The 14,309-nt window shown below is 60.3% G+C and carries 13 protein-coding genes and 1 tRNA gene; 7 read left to right on the top strand and 7 right to left on the bottom strand.

Annotated features, from left to right (window positions below):
- Positions 1–18 precede the first annotated feature (18 nt).
- The 6 genes from FF80_RS01825 to FF80_RS01800 form a co-directional block, all read right to left on the bottom strand.
- A complete protein-coding gene (locus FF80_RS01825; protein ID WP_035097124.1) occupies positions 19–843 on the bottom strand; it encodes an ABC transporter ATP-binding protein in 825 nt (274 codons plus the stop codon).
- Positions 840–1,751, bottom strand: a complete 912-nt coding sequence (locus FF80_RS01820; protein ID WP_052153066.1) for an ABC transporter ATP-binding protein — start codon at positions 1,749–1,751, stop codon at positions 840–842. Before FF80_RS01820 ends, FF80_RS01825 begins: the two co-directional genes overlap by 4 nt.
- On the bottom strand, positions 1,748–2,656 hold the full coding sequence (locus FF80_RS01815; protein ID WP_200877147.1) for an ABC transporter permease: 909 nt from the start codon (positions 2,654–2,656) through the stop codon (positions 1,748–1,750). Before FF80_RS01815 ends, FF80_RS01820 begins: the two co-directional genes overlap by 4 nt.
- The gene (locus FF80_RS01810) at positions 2,653–3,654 is read right to left on the bottom strand and encodes an ABC transporter permease (protein WP_035097123.1); all 1,002 of its coding nucleotides are present in this window, start codon (positions 3,652–3,654) and stop codon (positions 2,653–2,655) included. Before FF80_RS01810 ends, FF80_RS01815 begins: the two co-directional genes overlap by 4 nt.
- A gap of 71 nt (positions 3,655–3,725) precedes the next feature.
- Positions 3,726–5,585: an ABC transporter substrate-binding protein gene (locus FF80_RS01805; protein ID WP_035097122.1), complete on the bottom strand. Its 1,860-nt coding sequence runs from the start codon at positions 5,583–5,585 to the stop codon at positions 3,726–3,728.
- Between the two features lie 309 nt (positions 5,586–5,894).
- The gene (locus FF80_RS01800; RefSeq protein ID WP_244445679.1) at positions 5,895–6,635 is read right to left on the bottom strand and encodes a DeoR/GlpR family DNA-binding transcription regulator; all 741 of its coding nucleotides are present in this window, start codon (positions 6,633–6,635) and stop codon (positions 5,895–5,897) included.
- Between the two features lie 446 nt (positions 6,636–7,081).
- On the opposite strand from FF80_RS01800, the gene FF80_RS01795 reads away from it, so the two are divergent.
- Genes FF80_RS01795 through FF80_RS01775 form a run of 5 tightly spaced genes read left to right on the top strand, consistent with a single transcriptional unit; the run spans position 7,082 to position 12,174 of the window.
- On the top strand, positions 7,082–7,834 hold the full coding sequence (locus FF80_RS01795; protein WP_081917165.1) for a transketolase: 753 nt from the start codon (positions 7,082–7,084) through the stop codon (positions 7,832–7,834).
- Positions 7,834–8,793 carry a transketolase C-terminal domain-containing protein gene (locus tag FF80_RS01790; RefSeq protein WP_035097119.1) on the top strand — a complete coding sequence of 320 codons (960 nt, stop codon included), beginning with the start codon at positions 7,834–7,836 and terminating at the stop codon, positions 8,791–8,793. The genes FF80_RS01795 and FF80_RS01790 overlap by 1 nt, the downstream gene beginning before the upstream one ends.
- Entirely contained in the window at positions 8,790–10,283 is a 1,494-nt protein-coding gene (locus FF80_RS01785) for an FGGY-family carbohydrate kinase (RefSeq protein ID WP_052153065.1), read from the top strand. The genes FF80_RS01790 and FF80_RS01785 overlap by 4 nt, the downstream gene beginning before the upstream one ends.
- A complete protein-coding gene (locus tag FF80_RS01780; RefSeq protein ID WP_035097117.1) occupies positions 10,280–11,272 on the top strand; it encodes a TIM barrel protein in 993 nt (330 codons plus the stop codon). The genes FF80_RS01785 and FF80_RS01780 overlap by 4 nt, the downstream gene beginning before the upstream one ends.
- Positions 11,269–12,174, top strand: a complete 906-nt coding sequence (locus FF80_RS01775; protein WP_035097115.1) for a nucleoside hydrolase — start codon at positions 11,269–11,271, stop codon at positions 12,172–12,174. Before FF80_RS01780 ends, FF80_RS01775 begins: the two co-directional genes overlap by 4 nt.
- 444 nt (positions 12,175–12,618) lie before the next feature.
- Here the strand turns inward: FF80_RS01775 and FF80_RS01765 are convergent.
- A tRNA-Ser gene (locus tag FF80_RS01765) sits at positions 12,619–12,708 on the bottom strand.
- A gap of 117 nt (positions 12,709–12,825) precedes the next feature.
- Between FF80_RS01765 and FF80_RS20785 the strand changes: the two genes are divergently transcribed.
- Positions 12,826–13,266: a gamma-glutamylcyclotransferase family protein gene (locus FF80_RS20785; protein WP_052153064.1), complete on the top strand. Its 441-nt coding sequence runs from the start codon at positions 12,826–12,828 to the stop codon at positions 13,264–13,266.
- A gap of 78 nt (positions 13,267–13,344) precedes the next feature.
- A complete protein-coding gene (locus FF80_RS01755; RefSeq protein ID WP_052153063.1) occupies positions 13,345–14,115 on the top strand; it encodes an MBL fold metallo-hydrolase in 771 nt (256 codons plus the stop codon).
- Positions 14,116–14,309: the final 194 nt, after the last annotated feature.

Raw genomic sequence — 14,309 nt, 5'->3', positions numbered from 1 at the left:
TTGGACAGGAGGGGACGCTTAGCCGGCGCGGACGAGGCGCGGCCGCCAGCGCGACTTGGTGGTGGGAATGGAATCGAGCAGGAGCTGGGTATAGGCGTGCCTGGGATCGTTCATAACCTCGCGCGCCGGGCCGAATTCGACCACCTGCCCCTTGTTCATCACCGCAATGAAGTCGGAGATGTAATAGGCCGTCGCCAGATCGTGGGTGATGTAGAGAAAGCTGCGACCCGCATCGTCGCGCAGCCGCTTGAACAGGTTGATGATGATCATGCGGCGCGAGGCATCGATCATGCTAACCGGTTCGTCGGCAACGATGAGCTTCGGCTGCGGTATCAGCGCTCGCGCTACCGAAATGCGCTGCAACTCGCCGCCCGAAAACTGCCCGGTATATTTGCCGCGGATCTCGTCGTAGCTCAAACCAACGCTGTTGAGAGCCTCTGCGACGGCTGCTTCTGCGGCGCTGTCGTTCATGCCCGCAACACGCCGGGCGGTTTCGTGCAGATAGGCATCGACCGGGCGATAGCGGCTGAAAGCCTCGAAGGGGTTTTGGAATATGGGTTGCACCAGACCCAGAAAGGCGCGCTTTGAGGGCGTCGCGCCTTTACCGGCGACCACCTCATCGTAAACGATGGCTCGACCCGAAGTCGGTGTTTCAAGCCGCAGCAGGGTCTTGGCGAGGGTCGTCTTGCCGCTGCCGCTTTCGCCGACCACGGCGATGACCACCGGCTTGTCGCTTTCAACGGTGATGTTGACGTCGTCGAGCGCCGTGACGTACTGGGCTCTCACGATCCCGCCACGGCGATAGACCTTGTTGAGGCCCTCGGTCTTGAGAATGAGGGTCATGCGAGCACTCCCGCGTTGGCAGCGGCGCGCGCCACGAAATGGTTGGGCTTGACCTCGAACAGGCCTGGCTCGACGCGGAAGGCGCGGTCGCCGCCGGCCCCGGCAGCGCTGGCAATGACGCCGCGCATGCTGTCGTCACCGATGGTGGGAAGGCTGTCGATCAGCATCTTGGTATAAGCATGCTGGGGGTCGGCGAAGACGCTTTCGGTATCGCCATATTCGACGACCCGCCCGGCATACATGATCAGCATCTTATGGGTGACCTGATAGTGCACGCCCATGTCGTGGGAGACCACAAGTATGGTGTTGTTCATTTCCTCCTGCAGCTCCATGAGCAACATCAGGATTTCCTTTTGCACCACGACGTCGAGCGCGGTGGTCGGTTCGTCGGCGATGATCAGGCCAGGCTGGAAGAACGTGGCGAGCCCGATCATCACGCGCTGGCGCATGCCGCCGGACAGCTGATGGGGATAGGATTCCATCACTCCGGGGGGGAGGCCCAGCTTGCCAAGATAGGTCCGCGCCTTCTCGAGCACACGCCTTTTGTTGCTGCCGGTGCCCGGAAAGTCAGTGAACTGCTTGCCGATGCGGATTACCGGGTTAAGCGAGTTCATGGAACTCTGCGGCACATAGGAAATGGTCTTGAACCATTCCTGGCGGATGGTCTCGGTGGTGACCGGGCGGCCATCGGCGGCGCTCAAGTCGTAGTCGATCGAGCCGCGGGAAATATACATTGGGTGCTGGATGTCACCGTAAATGGCCTTCATCAACGTCGACTTGCCGGACCCGGATTCGCCGGCAATGCCAACGATGCAGCCATCCGGAATGGTCAGCGTGACGCCGTCCACCGCGTCGATAGTGCGGCCGCCGATACGATAGCTGATCTTGAGGTCATTGAGGCGGATCATGAAACACCCCGCTTGCTGGCGAAGGCCTGGTTGAAGCCAGTCGAGGTCAGAAACAGGCCAAGGAAAAGAGTGACAGTGGCAATGATGGGGGCGACGAGCCACACATACTGGCCTGTGAAAAGCGCGTTGTAGTTCAGCGCCCAGAAAATGATGGAGCCCAGCGTCGGCACCTCAACCTTGGAGAGGCCGATCACAGCAAGGGTGGCTTCGGTGTTGATGGCGAACAGCACGACATTGATGAAGCCGACGACCATATAGGCGGACACATAGGGAAAGATTTCCCGGGCAATGATCTGCATGGTGTTGGCGCCGGAAAAGCGGGCCATGTTGATGAATTCGCGTTCCCGCAGCGACAGGGCCATGGAGCGCACGGTGCGCGCATCCCAGGCCCAGCCGAAGATGATGATGATGATGCCGACGGTGAAAAACGACGTGTTGCCGCGGATCAAGGCGCCAAGAATGATGAGAATAGGCAAAAGGGGAATGGTGATGAACGTGTCCACGATCAGCATCACGAACCGCTCGAAGCGGCCACCGATATAGCCGGCGCTCAGGCCCACGATCGTGGCGACCAGCGTGACACCGCAGGCCACCAGCACGCCAAGCGCGAGTGAATTGCGGATCGCGAAGACCAGAAACCAGAAAATGTCCTGGCCCAGCGAATTGGTGCCCAGCCAGTGCGCGGCAGAGGGCGGCATGTTGCGCATGAAGCTGGACTGTATCGAGGGGTCCACGGTGGCAAAAAAAGGCAGGATGAGGCTGCCCAGCCCCATGATCAGCAGGATCGCAAGGCCGATAGCGAGGCGCACATTGAGCAGCCAGGCGAGACTGCCCTTGCGCCTCTTGCTTAAGGGCGCGGCCGGCACAGCCATGACAATAGGGTCGATGTCCTTGCTCATGGTCATTTGTGTCGAATCCGCGGGTCAAGAAGAGGGTATATGAGGTCGATGACAAGGCCGGCAGTCGCGACCGCGATGATCGAGAGAGTGATCGCGCCATAAAGTACGTTGTAGTCGCCGCCGGTCGCCGCAGTTCGCATGATCAAGCCGATGCCGGGATAGGAAAAGATCATCTCTGTCAAAAGCGCGCCGTTGAACACCATGCCCAGCGACAAGGCGAGCGCCGTTACCTGTGGCAAGAGCGCATTGCGGAACACATAGCGCATCATCCGTGTCCAGTTCGAAGCGCCTTTAAGGCGTGCGTAGGTGACGTAGGGCTCTTCGGTGGTCGCCACCGCCAGCGCCTTCATTGAGAGAATGTTCCAGCCAAAGCCGGCCAGCACCAGGGTGATGCCGGGCAGAAGCGAATTGTAAAAGATCATGCCCAGCTTTTCGGGCGTCATCTGCCCCACCGGAAAGGTGGGCGAGAGCGGAAACACCGGGAAGATGTAAGCCAGAAGTAGGAGCAGCGTGATCGCCAGGATGTAGTAGGGAATGGGATAGAGAAGAATGCCCAGGAATTCGAGGATCGAGGCCGCGCGCTTCTTGTGAAAGTAGCCCGCCACAAGGCCCACCATGTTGCCCAAGACCCAAGCAATGAACGTTGCGGTCAGCAGCAGCCCCAACGTCCATGGCAGTGCGTTCAAGATCATCGCCGAGACCGGCTGAGGATAGTAGGTGAACGATGGGCCAAAATCGAAGTCGACCACGACACGCTTCAGATACGACACATACTGGGTGAAGACGTTGCCGTTGAGGCCGTAGAGCTGTTCGAGGTTGGTCCGCATTTCGGCGATCGCCTCGGAAGTCAGGGTGCCATTGGCGCGGCTCTGCAGCTGACCGATATAGCCGTCGACCGGATTGATCGGCATCAGCCTTGGCAGCATGAAAGTGATCGTCAGGCCGATAAAGAGCACGGCCAGGTAAAGGCCGATGCGCTTGGCGACGTAGCGCAGCACACCCATCTCAGGTTCCTTTTGGCAGAAGAGGATGGCAGGGCAGCGGGAGGATTACCGCCCTGCCAGAACCAGTCAGATTATTGCTGGCCGGTTGGTTCGATGGAAACCACAGTCTTCTTGAAAGAGCTCCACCAGGTGTATGGAGCTGCGTAGAAGTTGTCCTGCTTGGGATAGTTGGTCCAGTAGGTGCTGTTGGTCGGAATCGTCGTCGGAATGTTCATCAGATTTATGATCTGCATGTCCTGAGCGATTTCCATCGCGATCTTCTGGCCGTTCTCGACGAACTTCGGATCGTCGAGCGGCAGGCGGGAGCCTTCGTCCACCAGCGCAAGCACTTCCGGATCGGTTATGCGGGCATAGTTGCCACTCAACGGATCATTGGAGTCAGCGGGCTTGATGTTGCTCTCGCGGAACTGGTTCCAATTGCCCAGCCAATTCGAGTTGTAGACGCAGGTGTTGGACCAGTTGATCTGCAATTCGTTCCGAGCATTGGTGTTCTGCACCGTGGTGTATTCACCGTTGTCCACCTGACGGGCGTTGACGTTAAACCCGGCCTGGCGCCAGCTGTCGGCGATGGAAAAGCCGAGACGCTGCAAAACCTTGTTCCAGTCACCTGGGATCACGAACTCAATGACCCACGGCGAGCCATCAGGCATCGCATAAAAGCCGTCAGCGCCCTTTTCGATACCAACAGAGGCGAGCAACTTTTCCGCCTCCGCTGGATCATGCTTCCACCAGCCGGCGCCAAAGCCCTCCTGGATGGCTTCTCCGGTTGGCAGCAGCGCAGGATCGATACCCTGGGTCTTGAGCGACTCGACCAGCGTGTTGCTGAACTCAGCGTCGAAAGGTTTATAACCGTCGCCGATGGTCAGGTCCTTAAGGGCCTGCAGATTGGCTTCATAGAAGATCGAGTTGGTGATCGGTGTGTCCGGAAGCGGCAGCGCTGCCGCCTTGAACTGCCCGCTCATCGCCGAAATACCAACCTGCGAGAGGTTGAGAGACAAAGCCAGAGCCCAGCGCACTTCCTCCATATCGTACGGAGCACGCTGCTGGTTGATATAGACGCCATAAGAGCAGGCATCGTTCATGTCGTGGTAAGGAAAGGTCGCCGAGAACGTTTCGATCGCGGGATTGCGAGCTTTTGCAGCGTCGATGCTGTCAGGGCTCATGAAGCTGTCGATATCATACTGGTTCTGGACGAAGGCGAGCGCGCGTGTCTCTTCGGTGCCGAAATCCTTGTAGAGGATGTATTTGGGCTTGGGCGTGCCCAGGTTGCCCCAGCTGCTCTTTTCCCAGTCTTCGCGCAATTCCCACAGCTGCCAGAAGCCGTTAGGATCGAATTCTTTGACCTTGTATGGCCCCAAGGTCACCGGCGGCGCATTCTGGAAGCTGACCACCTCGTCGCCAAGGGGTTCGAAGATGTGTTTGGGAACCCAGTTGAAGGGCGTACCCCAAGTATAGACACCCAAGCGCGTCGTTAAATCGAAGGATGGATTGACCGTCTCAACTTCGAAGGTGAGATCATCGATCTTTTTGTAGCTCTTGAGATAGACGGTGACACTGGCAACGTTCGTCAACTGTTCGCGGTATTTGAACGCCGTATCGAGCGAATAGATGATGTCATCCGTGGTGAAGGGCTGCCCGTCACTCCAGGTAATGCCGGGGCGGATCTTGATCCGGAATTGGGTATTCTCTTCATTCAGAACTTCAGGAAAGCCGTCAGCCATTTCAGGGTAGGATTCACCTGTGGCCGTATCCATCTCCCAAAGATAACCCCACCCAAGTTCGCGGAAGCCGCGCCAAATGGCGTAGGAGTTCAGTGGATTCTGCGCAGTCGGATTGGCCGAACGACCATCGAACGTCTGCACAATCAGCGTCTCGCTGCGCGGGGTGCCAACATCGCTCATGGCTCCCTGCGCGAACGCCGTGGTGGTCATTAGGCTTCCCAGAAGCAGGGTTGCCACAAAAGATCGGCCAAGCCGCGCCATAGTTTCCTCCTTTACTGGCCGCCGCTTTGCAGCGCACCAACGATCCCTGGGTCAAAGAGTTGGCTGACAAAATTTCATTCTCGCGTACCTGCAAGCAGGCAGGTCGAGCGAAATTCTACTCCGCATCCTCCCACGCGCTCCCTTCGCGGTCACAGGCACCGATGATTGTTTTCGATTACTTGCGACTAGTAAGGAGTATGATCGAGGTTCGGCGTTGTCAATGGTGATCCGTAACATACGCGAATAATCGAAAGCCTGTCACGCCACGATCACTTCGACACCCCGCCGCTCCAGTTCTGCACGGTCAGTGTCTGCGATACCCTCATCAGTGATGAGGGTATGAATCATCTCGACGCCGCCCAAAGCCGAGAATGACACCCGACCAATTTTGCTGGAGTCCGCCAGCAGATACACGTGGGAGGCAGCCTTCACCATTGCTCGCTTCACATAGATGTCGCCGATGGCGGGATAGGTGAGGCCGACATCGAAGGAGACGCCCGCCGTGGCAAGGAAAAGCTTCTGCGCGTAAATGCCAACAAAGAACTCGACCGACTTCTCACCACTCAAAGACAGCGTCGGAGCCTTGAACTGCCCAGCAGGCATATGCACCGTGTTGGTTGGGATGGCGCCCAGTATCAGTGCAATGTTAAGAGCATTAGTAATGATGTTAAGGTCTTGCCGCGGCTTTATATTTTCTGCAAATTGCGTGGTGGTGGTGCCGGAGTCGATGATCAGAGTATCGCCATTCGCGACTAGGGCTGCAGCAGCAATTCCAATCGCACGTTTCTTGTCCATGTTTTGCCCGTGCTGCAGCGACATGGACTGGACTTGTTGAGGAATGGACCTGAGATAAGCGCCCCCATGCTCCCGCGTGATATACCCTTCGCCGTCAAGGCGCTCTAGATCCTGGCGGATTGTCGCCTCTGAAACGGCAAAAGCCGAAGAAAGATCGCGAACGCGTGCGCTCCCCTCTTCCTGCAGCCATTCAAGAATGCGCATGCGCCGGGGCTCAGCCAGCAATTGTGGCTGGCCTGCGCTATACCCACTTTCGGCCGGCCGCCGTCCAACTCTTTGCTTTTTCACATTTAGTCCCCTTGGATTTCGCTCGCAGTTTAGCGCACGAAAGCGGCCTGCCGCGGCCATCAGAGCTTTATCCACGGCTATGATTCGTATCATAGCTAGAAAAACGAAAGCCCAAAACGCAATATTCGCGAATTTTCATGATTGCACGAAATTGATCGGCGGGGTAGCTATCAGTAAACGCGAATGGAGCGAGTTGGCACCTGACCGGCAGGCCTCAAGAGAGGCGGGTCTTCGTTGCCTCTATAGCCCAGAATAATGCCAACCCGGAGGACACTTTGTCAGCACCTGCAGTTCCGCACAAAGCCGACCCGGTCAGCGACATCGCCGCGCAGGCTTTGTGGATACGCCGCCGCAGCTTTCAGATGGTCTATGAGGCCCAGCAAGGCCACCCCGGCGGCGACTTCAGCGCCACCGACGTTCTCGCAACGCTCTATTTCGGCGTCATGCGCTTTGATCCGAAGAACCCGACCGATCCGACACGCGACCGTTTCGTCATGAGCAAGGGCCACTGCACCGGCGCTTTCTACTCGGTCCTTGCCCGCGCCGGCTATTTTTCGGAAGCCGACCTGTCGACCTATATGAAGCCGCTCTCCAAGCTCAACGGCCATCCTAATCGCAACTATCTGCCCGGCGTTGAAACGAATACGGGACCACTCGGTCATGGGTTGCCCGTCGCCACTGGCATTGCTATCGCCGGCCAGATGGACGGTGCCGATTTCCGGACCTTCGTGCTCACGGGTGACGGAGAGCTGCAGGAAGGTAGCAACTGGGAATCGGCGCTGACTGCCGCACATCGCAAGCTTGAAAACTTGACGCTTATAGTTGATCGCAACCGCCTGCAGCAGGGAGCAAGGACGGAAGAAACCGCCTCTCTCGATCCCTTGGACGATAAGTGGCGCGCCTTTGGTTGGCATGTAGAAGTGATCGATGGGCATGATCATGCGCAACTGCTCGAGGTCCTTTCTGCTTCACCGAAGGGTCGAGGCAAGCCGCTTTGCGTGATCGCCAATACGTTCAAGGGCAAGGGCATCAGCTTCATGCACGACAATGTCGCCTGGCATCATGGCGTGCCCACCAAAGAACAATACGAACAAGCCATGCGAGAACTCGTCTGATGAGCGCTGCTGCCCCCTCTAGAGCCGGCCTGTTCGATTGCCGCGACAGCTTTGCCGCCACCATCGAGGCTCTCGCCGAAGCCGATTCCCGCATCGTCACGGTCGTCAGCGATAGCGTCGGCTCGTCCAAGCTTGGCGGCTTCAAGAAGAAATTCCCGGAGCGCATGGTCAATGTCGGCATCGCCGAGCAGACCCTCGTCGCCGTCGGCGCCGGCCTCGCCAATGGCGGCAAGGTGCCCTTCGTCTCGGCTGCCTCGTGCTTCATCACTGGCCGCGCGCTCGAGCAGGTGAAGGCCGACATCGCTTATTCCAACGTCAACGTGAAACTGATCGGCCAGTCCTCAGGCGTCGCCTATGGCGAACTCGGGCCGACCCATCACTCTATCGAAGACCTGGCCTGGCTCCGTCTCTTCAACAATCTCAAGCTGATCGTCCCAGCCGATCCCTGGCAGACCGCCGAAGCCATCAAGGCCGCCGCCGCCTATGATGGGCCGGTCTTTGTCCGCGTCAGCCGCATGGTCGTCCCAGCCCTCGACCGTCCAGAAGGTGCGACCTTCGAAATCGGCAAGGCCGAAACTCTCCTCGAAGGCAGTGACGCGACCATCATCGCCAACGGCACCATGGTTCACCGCGCTGTGGCCGCGGCAAAAACCCTTGCCGCCGAAGGCATCTCCGTCCGCGTCGTCAACATGGCAACCGTCAATCCGCTCGACGAAGCCGTCATCGCTGCTGCCACCGAGACCGGCGCCATTGTCACCGTGGAAGAGCACTCCGTCCGCGGCGGACTGGGCGGCGCCGTTGCCGAAGTCGTCATTTCGACCAGTCCAGTCCCGATGCGCATCCTCGGCTTCCCCGGCTTCGTGCCGACCGGCTCGGCCGATTGGCTCTTCGACAATTTTGGCCTCAACGAAACCGGCATCGCCGACGCCGTGCGCCAGACCATCGCGCGCAAAAAATGACCAGCGAGCTGATCCTCGCCATCGACCAGGGCACCACCAACACCAAAGCGCTGTTGGTGGATGCCTCCGGCCGCGTCCTGCATCAGGCCTCGGTGCCCAACATCGTCACCTATCCTCAACCCGGTTGGGCCGAGCAATCGGCCACCGCGCTGGTCGAAGGCGTAAATCAGGTGGTCGCTGAAGTCGTCGCCAAGGCTGGCGACGCCAAGATTGCAGGCATCGGTATCTCCAACCAGCGCGAGTCCATCCTCGTCTGGGATGCTGCGACCGGTGAACCCACCGGCCCTGTCATCATCTGGCAGTGCCGCCGCTCCGCTCCCAAATGCGACGCCCTCCGCGCCGCCGGCCATGGCGAGACCATCGAGGCCAAGACCGGCCTCGCGCTCGATCCACTCTTCCCCGCCGCCAAGATCTCCTGGCTCCTCAACAACACGCCCGGCGCCCGCGCGCGTGCTGAGGCCGGCGAACTCCGCGTCGGCACAGTCGACTCCTGGCTCCTCTGGAATCTCACCCGGGGCGCGACACACGCCACCGATCATTCCAACGCCTCCCGCACCCAGCTCTTCAATACCGAGACGCTGACCTGGGACGCCGACCTCTGCGCCCTGTTCGGCGTGCCACAAAACATGCTGGCCGAGGTCAAATCCTCCGACACAAGGTTCGGCGTCACCGCTGAAGGCGCCACCGCCCTCCCCGCCGGCACGCCGATCCTTGCGATGATCGGGGACTCTCACGCCGCCCTCTTCGGCCACGGCGTCCGCACCCCCGGCACCATCAAAGCCACCTACGGCACCGGCACCTCGCTGATGGCCCTGACGCGCAACCGCGTCCGCTCTACCCATGGCATTTCCAGCACCATCGCCTGGAGCCAAGGCGGAAAGACCCAGCACGCCCTCGAGGGCAATATCTCCGTCTCCGGTCAGACCGCTGCCTTCGTCGCCGAACTCCTGGGCCTCGCCGACGCCTCCGCCCTCTCCGCCCTCGCCGAAACCGTCCCCGACAGCAACGGCGTCGCCTTCGTTCCCGCCCTCGTCGGCCTCGGCGCCCCCTATTGGCGCGCCGACGCGCGCGGCACCATCACCGGCCTCTCCCTCGGCACCAAGCCGGCCCACCTCGCCCGCGCCGCCCTCGAAGCGATCGCCTTCCAGGTCGCCGACGTCTATTCCGCCATGGAAGCCGACATGGGCTCTCCCCTCGGCGAACTCCGTGCAGATGGCGGCGCCTCGCGCAATCCCGTCGTCATGCAGTTCCAGTCCGACATTTTGGGCCGCCCCGTCGCTGCGGCCGCTGCGCCCGAAGTCAGCGCCCTCGGCGCCGCCGCCCTCGCCTTCTCGTCCCTCGGCATTGCCATGCCGGGCGTCTCGGCCGCCGGCCACTTCGAGCCGCAGATGGACGAGCAAATCGCCAAGAAACACCGCCAGCGCTGGCAGTCCGCCGTGACCCAGACGCTGGCTACACAAAACCAACAAAATTCCGGAGGAACCCCATGACCACCCCACGTTTCGGAGCCGGCATCTGGCACTTTGCGACCTATCTCGACCGCTACGCCACCGACGGCTACGGCCAGCCGCGCAACATCATCGAAGCCATCGATATCGCCGGCCAGGTGAAAGAACTTTCCGTCGTCGATCTCAACTGGCCCTATTTCGGCGGCAAATTCTCCGACGCTGAAATCAAAACCGCGCTCAACCGAAACAATCTCTCCGTCATCGGCATCACCCCCGAAATCTACACCCGCGACTTCGTCAAGGGCGCCTTCACCAATCCCGACGCCGGCGTCCGTCGCCGCGCCCACGAACTGATCACCGACGCCTGCAATGTCGTCCGCTTCCACAAGGCGGACTACGTAAAGCTCTGGCCCGGTCAGGACGGTTGGGACTACCCCTTCCAGGTCGATTACGGCACCCAGTGGCAGCGCTCGCTTGATGGGGTCGGCCAGCTTGCCTCCGAAAACCCCGACCTCAAATTCGTTATCGAATATAAACCGCGCGAACCCCGCGTCCGCATGAGTTTCGGGTCAGTCGCCCGCACCATTCTCGGCATCGAAAAGATTGGCCTGCCGAACGTTGGCATCCTGCTCGATTTCGGCCATGCCATCATGGGCGGCGAATCCGCTGCTGACAGCGCGCAGCTCGCCATCGACCACGGCCGCCTCTTCGGCATGGACGTCAATGATAACTATCGTTCGTGGGACGACGACCTCGTCGCCGGCAGCCTCCATCCGCTCGAACTGTTCGAATTCTTCTACGTCCTCAAGAAGAACAACTGGAACGGCGTCTGGCAGCTCGACCAGTTCCCTTTCCGCGAAGATTCTGTCGCCACGGCTACCCACGCCATCGACTTCCTGAAAGCCGCGGCCAAGGGCCTCGATCGCCTGGACATCGACGCTCTCCAAGAAGCACAGAACCGCCACGACGCCATCAGCGCCATGAAAATCGCGCAAAAAGCGCTGTTCAGCGCCTTGGGGGAAGCGGAATGACCAATCTCCCCCGCGAAAAGCGCGCCCGCCTGATCCTGAACACCGACGCCAAGAACGAGGCGGACGATCAGTTCACAATTGTCCACGCGCTCCTGACGCCGACCTTCGATTTCCACGGCATCATCGCCGCCCATTTCGGCGCGCACCGTTCCAGGACCTCGATGCTCGACAGCCGCGGTGAGATCGATCATCTCCTCAAGCTGATGGACCTCGAGGGCCGCATCCCTGTCGCAAATGGCGCAGCCACGGCTTTGCCAGACGAGAACACCGCCGTGCCCTCGCCCGGCGCGCAGATGATCATCGACGAAGCCATGAAGGACGATGATCGTCCGCTTTACGTGGGCTTCCTCGGCCCCCTGACGGACATGGCTTCGGCCATTCTGATGGAGCCGCGCCTCAATGAGCGCAACGTTGTCTGCGTCTGGATCGGTGGCGGCGTCTGGCCCTCGGGCGGACGCGAGTTCAACCTGATGAACGACATCGCCGCGGCCAATGTGGTGATGCGCTCGAAGGTGCAGGTCTGGCAGATCCCGTCCACCGTCTATCGTATGATGTCGGTGAGCTATGCCGAGCTGCAGGAACGCTGTGAAGACAAGGGCGCCATCGGCAAATACCTCGTCGACCAGCTCATCGAGTGGAACCTCCGCGTCCATCAGGGCCCTATCGAGCACCGCTCGCTCGGCGACACCCCTGCCCTCTCGGTGATCCTCAACCCGATGGGCGGAACCTACGACTGGCGCCCCGCCCCCGAGTTCTCACCGCAGATGCACTACATCCACAACGGCCAACACCGTCCGATCAAGGTCTACGACACCATCGACGTGCGCTACATTTTGGAAGACTTCTATGCCAAGCTCGCGCGCTTTCATCGCGGCGTTCAAGGGCTCGCCAACTTCGGGTAAATCAATGACGAAACGACGGGCGAGATGAGCGTGATCGTGGCGCCCGTGGCAGACGGCAGGGATACTGCGACCCTATTCACCAAGGGGCCCAACGAAGGTCTGCAGCTTTCGCTGACCGGGTCGAAAGGCTGCGGGATGGCTTTGTCCATCTTCGCTACGGCACAAGCAAAGGCGAACCTTTCTGGTCCTCTTTCGGCGATGAGGAACCTGGCGCCTGTTGTGGCAGCTTTCGGTACAATCTGACCGCATGCTCAATGGCAGAAATGGGGTCGAAAGCTGCCACCGAACGATGTTTGCGGTCACCGTTGGTGGTGTCGAGAGGGATGCCGGCGCGCGTGCCGGTCGGTACGAGACAATTTCTGTACAACCATTCTGTACAACTCTGGCATCGGCAAAGGTCGGGGAAAACGGCGTACGCAACGATTCGGCGATGTCAGAAGTAAGTGGCGGAGAGAGAGGGATTCGAACCCCCGATGGAGTTGCCCCCATGCCGCATTTCGAGTGCGGTGCATTCAACCACTCTGCCATCTCTCCGCGAGATCGTCAGCGGCCCCAAAGGGCGCCCGGTCGACACGGGCGGGCTTATGGCATAGCAAAGCTGCGCCCGCAACAGTCTTGTCGCGGTTGTGCATGAGGTTGGCTTTGCCCGCTATGGTCTTGTTTGCCTATGGAACCCTGCAGGATGCCGATGTGCTGGCGTCCGTGCTGGGGCGTCCGGTGGATATCGCAATGTTGCAATCGGCCAGCGCGCCGGATTTCAAGGCCGTCGCCTATCCCGGCCGGGTCTATCCGGCCCTGGTCCCCTGCCCTGGCGCAGCAGCTCCCGGCCTGTTGATCGGCGGCCTTGATCGCCTCGACCTGGCCGTGCTCGACGCCTTCGAGGGTGACGAATACCGGCGCGGGAGCATCCCGGTTCTGCTGGATGAGCAAATCATCCATGCCCAGGCCTATCTCCCCGCGATTTCCATCGAGCCCAGCGCGCCTGCCTGGTCGCTGCGACACTGGCTGGCCAACCACAAGCCGCAGGTGATTGCCGCAGAGGCCGGCACGGCACGCAGCTTGCGCGAACGTCTCACCTCCGCGCAGCCCTAGCTCACAATTGTGTGGCTGGCGAACCTGATGCCCAGGCCTTAAATTGCCTCCAAAGCAAACAGCGGGATGGAGTTCGAGATGAAGCGTCGTGATCTGGTTGCCGGCATGGCCATATTGCCGCTCGTGCCCTGGGGAGTGCATACGGTTTTTGCGCAAGACAATGGAGCAGGCATGAACGGGGACATTATCCAGACCAGCGCGGGTGATCTCGTCATTCACCCGGTGGATCACGCCAGTCTGGTCCTCGTCTTTGGCGACCAGGCCATCTATGTCGATCCCGTCGGCGGCGCTGTCCGCTATGACGGCCTGCCCGCCCCCACCGCCATCTTGATCACCCACGGCCATGGCGATCATTTCGACGTGCCCACGCTCGAGGCCATCGCCAAGGACGCCCCGCTGCTGACCAATCAGGATGTCTTCGACAAGCTGCCCGCGGCGCTCAAAGCCAATGCCTCCGCCATCGCCAATGGGGCGGAAACCACGTTTGCCGGCCTGCCCCTCAAGGCCATCCCCGCCCATAATATCACGGCGGACCGCATGAACTATCACCCCGTCGGCGTCGGCAATGGCTATCTGCTGACCTTCGGCGACAAAATCGTCTACGTCGCCGGCGACACTGAGCCGACCCCCGAAATGCTGGCCCTGACCGGCATTGCCGTGGCATTCCTGCCCATGAACCTGCCCTATACGATGACGGTGGAGCAGGCCGCCGAGGCGGTAAACGCCTTCAAGCCGGCCATCGTCTATCCCTATCATTATGGCGATAGCGATCTGGACGCCTTCGAGGCCGGCGTCACCGCCGAGGGCGTGGAGGTGCGCCGGCGCGACTGGTACGCCAAAAGCGCCTGACAAGCCTTGACTCTTGGGGCTTTTGCCCTGATAAGCGCCCCCGGAATGCGTGCTGGCTCGTCTGGCGCGCCTCTCTTTATTGAAAAACGCTGCTTGAGGCTGCCTGCCGGTTTTTCTGCCGGCCCAGTTTGAAGTCCGCAGGACAAGGCTTTCCCTGCGGCGCCACAAAGCGCGACAGAAAGGGACCAGGCGTT

Source organism: Devosia sp. LC5 (assembly GCF_000735585.1).
Classification (GTDB): Bacteria; Pseudomonadota; Alphaproteobacteria; order Rhizobiales; family Devosiaceae; genus Devosia.
Note: the sequence above shows the minus strand (reverse complement) of the source record. Positions and strands in the feature narration are given on the sequence as shown.

What these genes read in the sequence shown, in the direction of transcription:
- FF80_RS01825 (WP_035097124.1), bottom strand. Translation starts at nt 843, where the DNA reads ATGACCCTCATTCTCAAGACCGAGGGCCTCAACAAGGTCTATCGCCGT.
- FF80_RS01820 (WP_052153066.1), bottom strand. Translation starts at nt 1,751, where the DNA reads ATGATCCGCCTCAATGACCTCAAGATCAGCTATCGTATCGGCGGCCGC.
- FF80_RS01815 (WP_200877147.1), bottom strand. Translation starts at nt 2,656, where the DNA reads ATGACCATGAGCAAGGACATCGACCCTATTGTCATGGCTGTGCCGGCC.
- FF80_RS01810 (WP_035097123.1), bottom strand. Translation starts at nt 3,654, where the DNA reads ATGGGTGTGCTGCGCTACGTCGCCAAGCGCATCGGCCTTTACCTGGCC.
- FF80_RS01805 (WP_035097122.1), bottom strand. Translation starts at nt 5,585, where the DNA reads ATGACCACCACGGCGTTCGCGCAGGGAGCCATGAGCGATGTTGGCACC.
- FF80_RS01800 (WP_244445679.1), bottom strand. Translation starts at nt 6,635, where the DNA reads ATGCGCATTCTTGAATGGCTGCAGGAAGAGGGGAGCGCACGCGTTCGC.
- FF80_RS01795 (WP_081917165.1), top strand. Translation starts at nt 7,082, where the DNA reads ATGGTCTATGAGGCCCAGCAAGGCCACCCCGGCGGCGACTTCAGCGCC.
- FF80_RS01790 (WP_035097119.1), top strand. Translation starts at nt 7,834, where the DNA reads ATGAGCGCTGCTGCCCCCTCTAGAGCCGGCCTGTTCGATTGCCGCGAC.
- FF80_RS01785 (WP_052153065.1), top strand. Translation starts at nt 8,790, where the DNA reads ATGACCAGCGAGCTGATCCTCGCCATCGACCAGGGCACCACCAACACC.
- FF80_RS01780 (WP_035097117.1), top strand. Translation starts at nt 10,280, where the DNA reads ATGACCACCCCACGTTTCGGAGCCGGCATCTGGCACTTTGCGACCTAT.
- FF80_RS01775 (WP_035097115.1), top strand. Translation starts at nt 11,269, where the DNA reads ATGACCAATCTCCCCCGCGAAAAGCGCGCCCGCCTGATCCTGAACACC.
- FF80_RS20785 (WP_052153064.1), top strand. Translation starts at nt 12,826, where the DNA reads ATGGTCTTGTTTGCCTATGGAACCCTGCAGGATGCCGATGTGCTGGCG.
- FF80_RS01755 (WP_052153063.1), top strand. Translation starts at nt 13,345, where the DNA reads ATGAAGCGTCGTGATCTGGTTGCCGGCATGGCCATATTGCCGCTCGTG.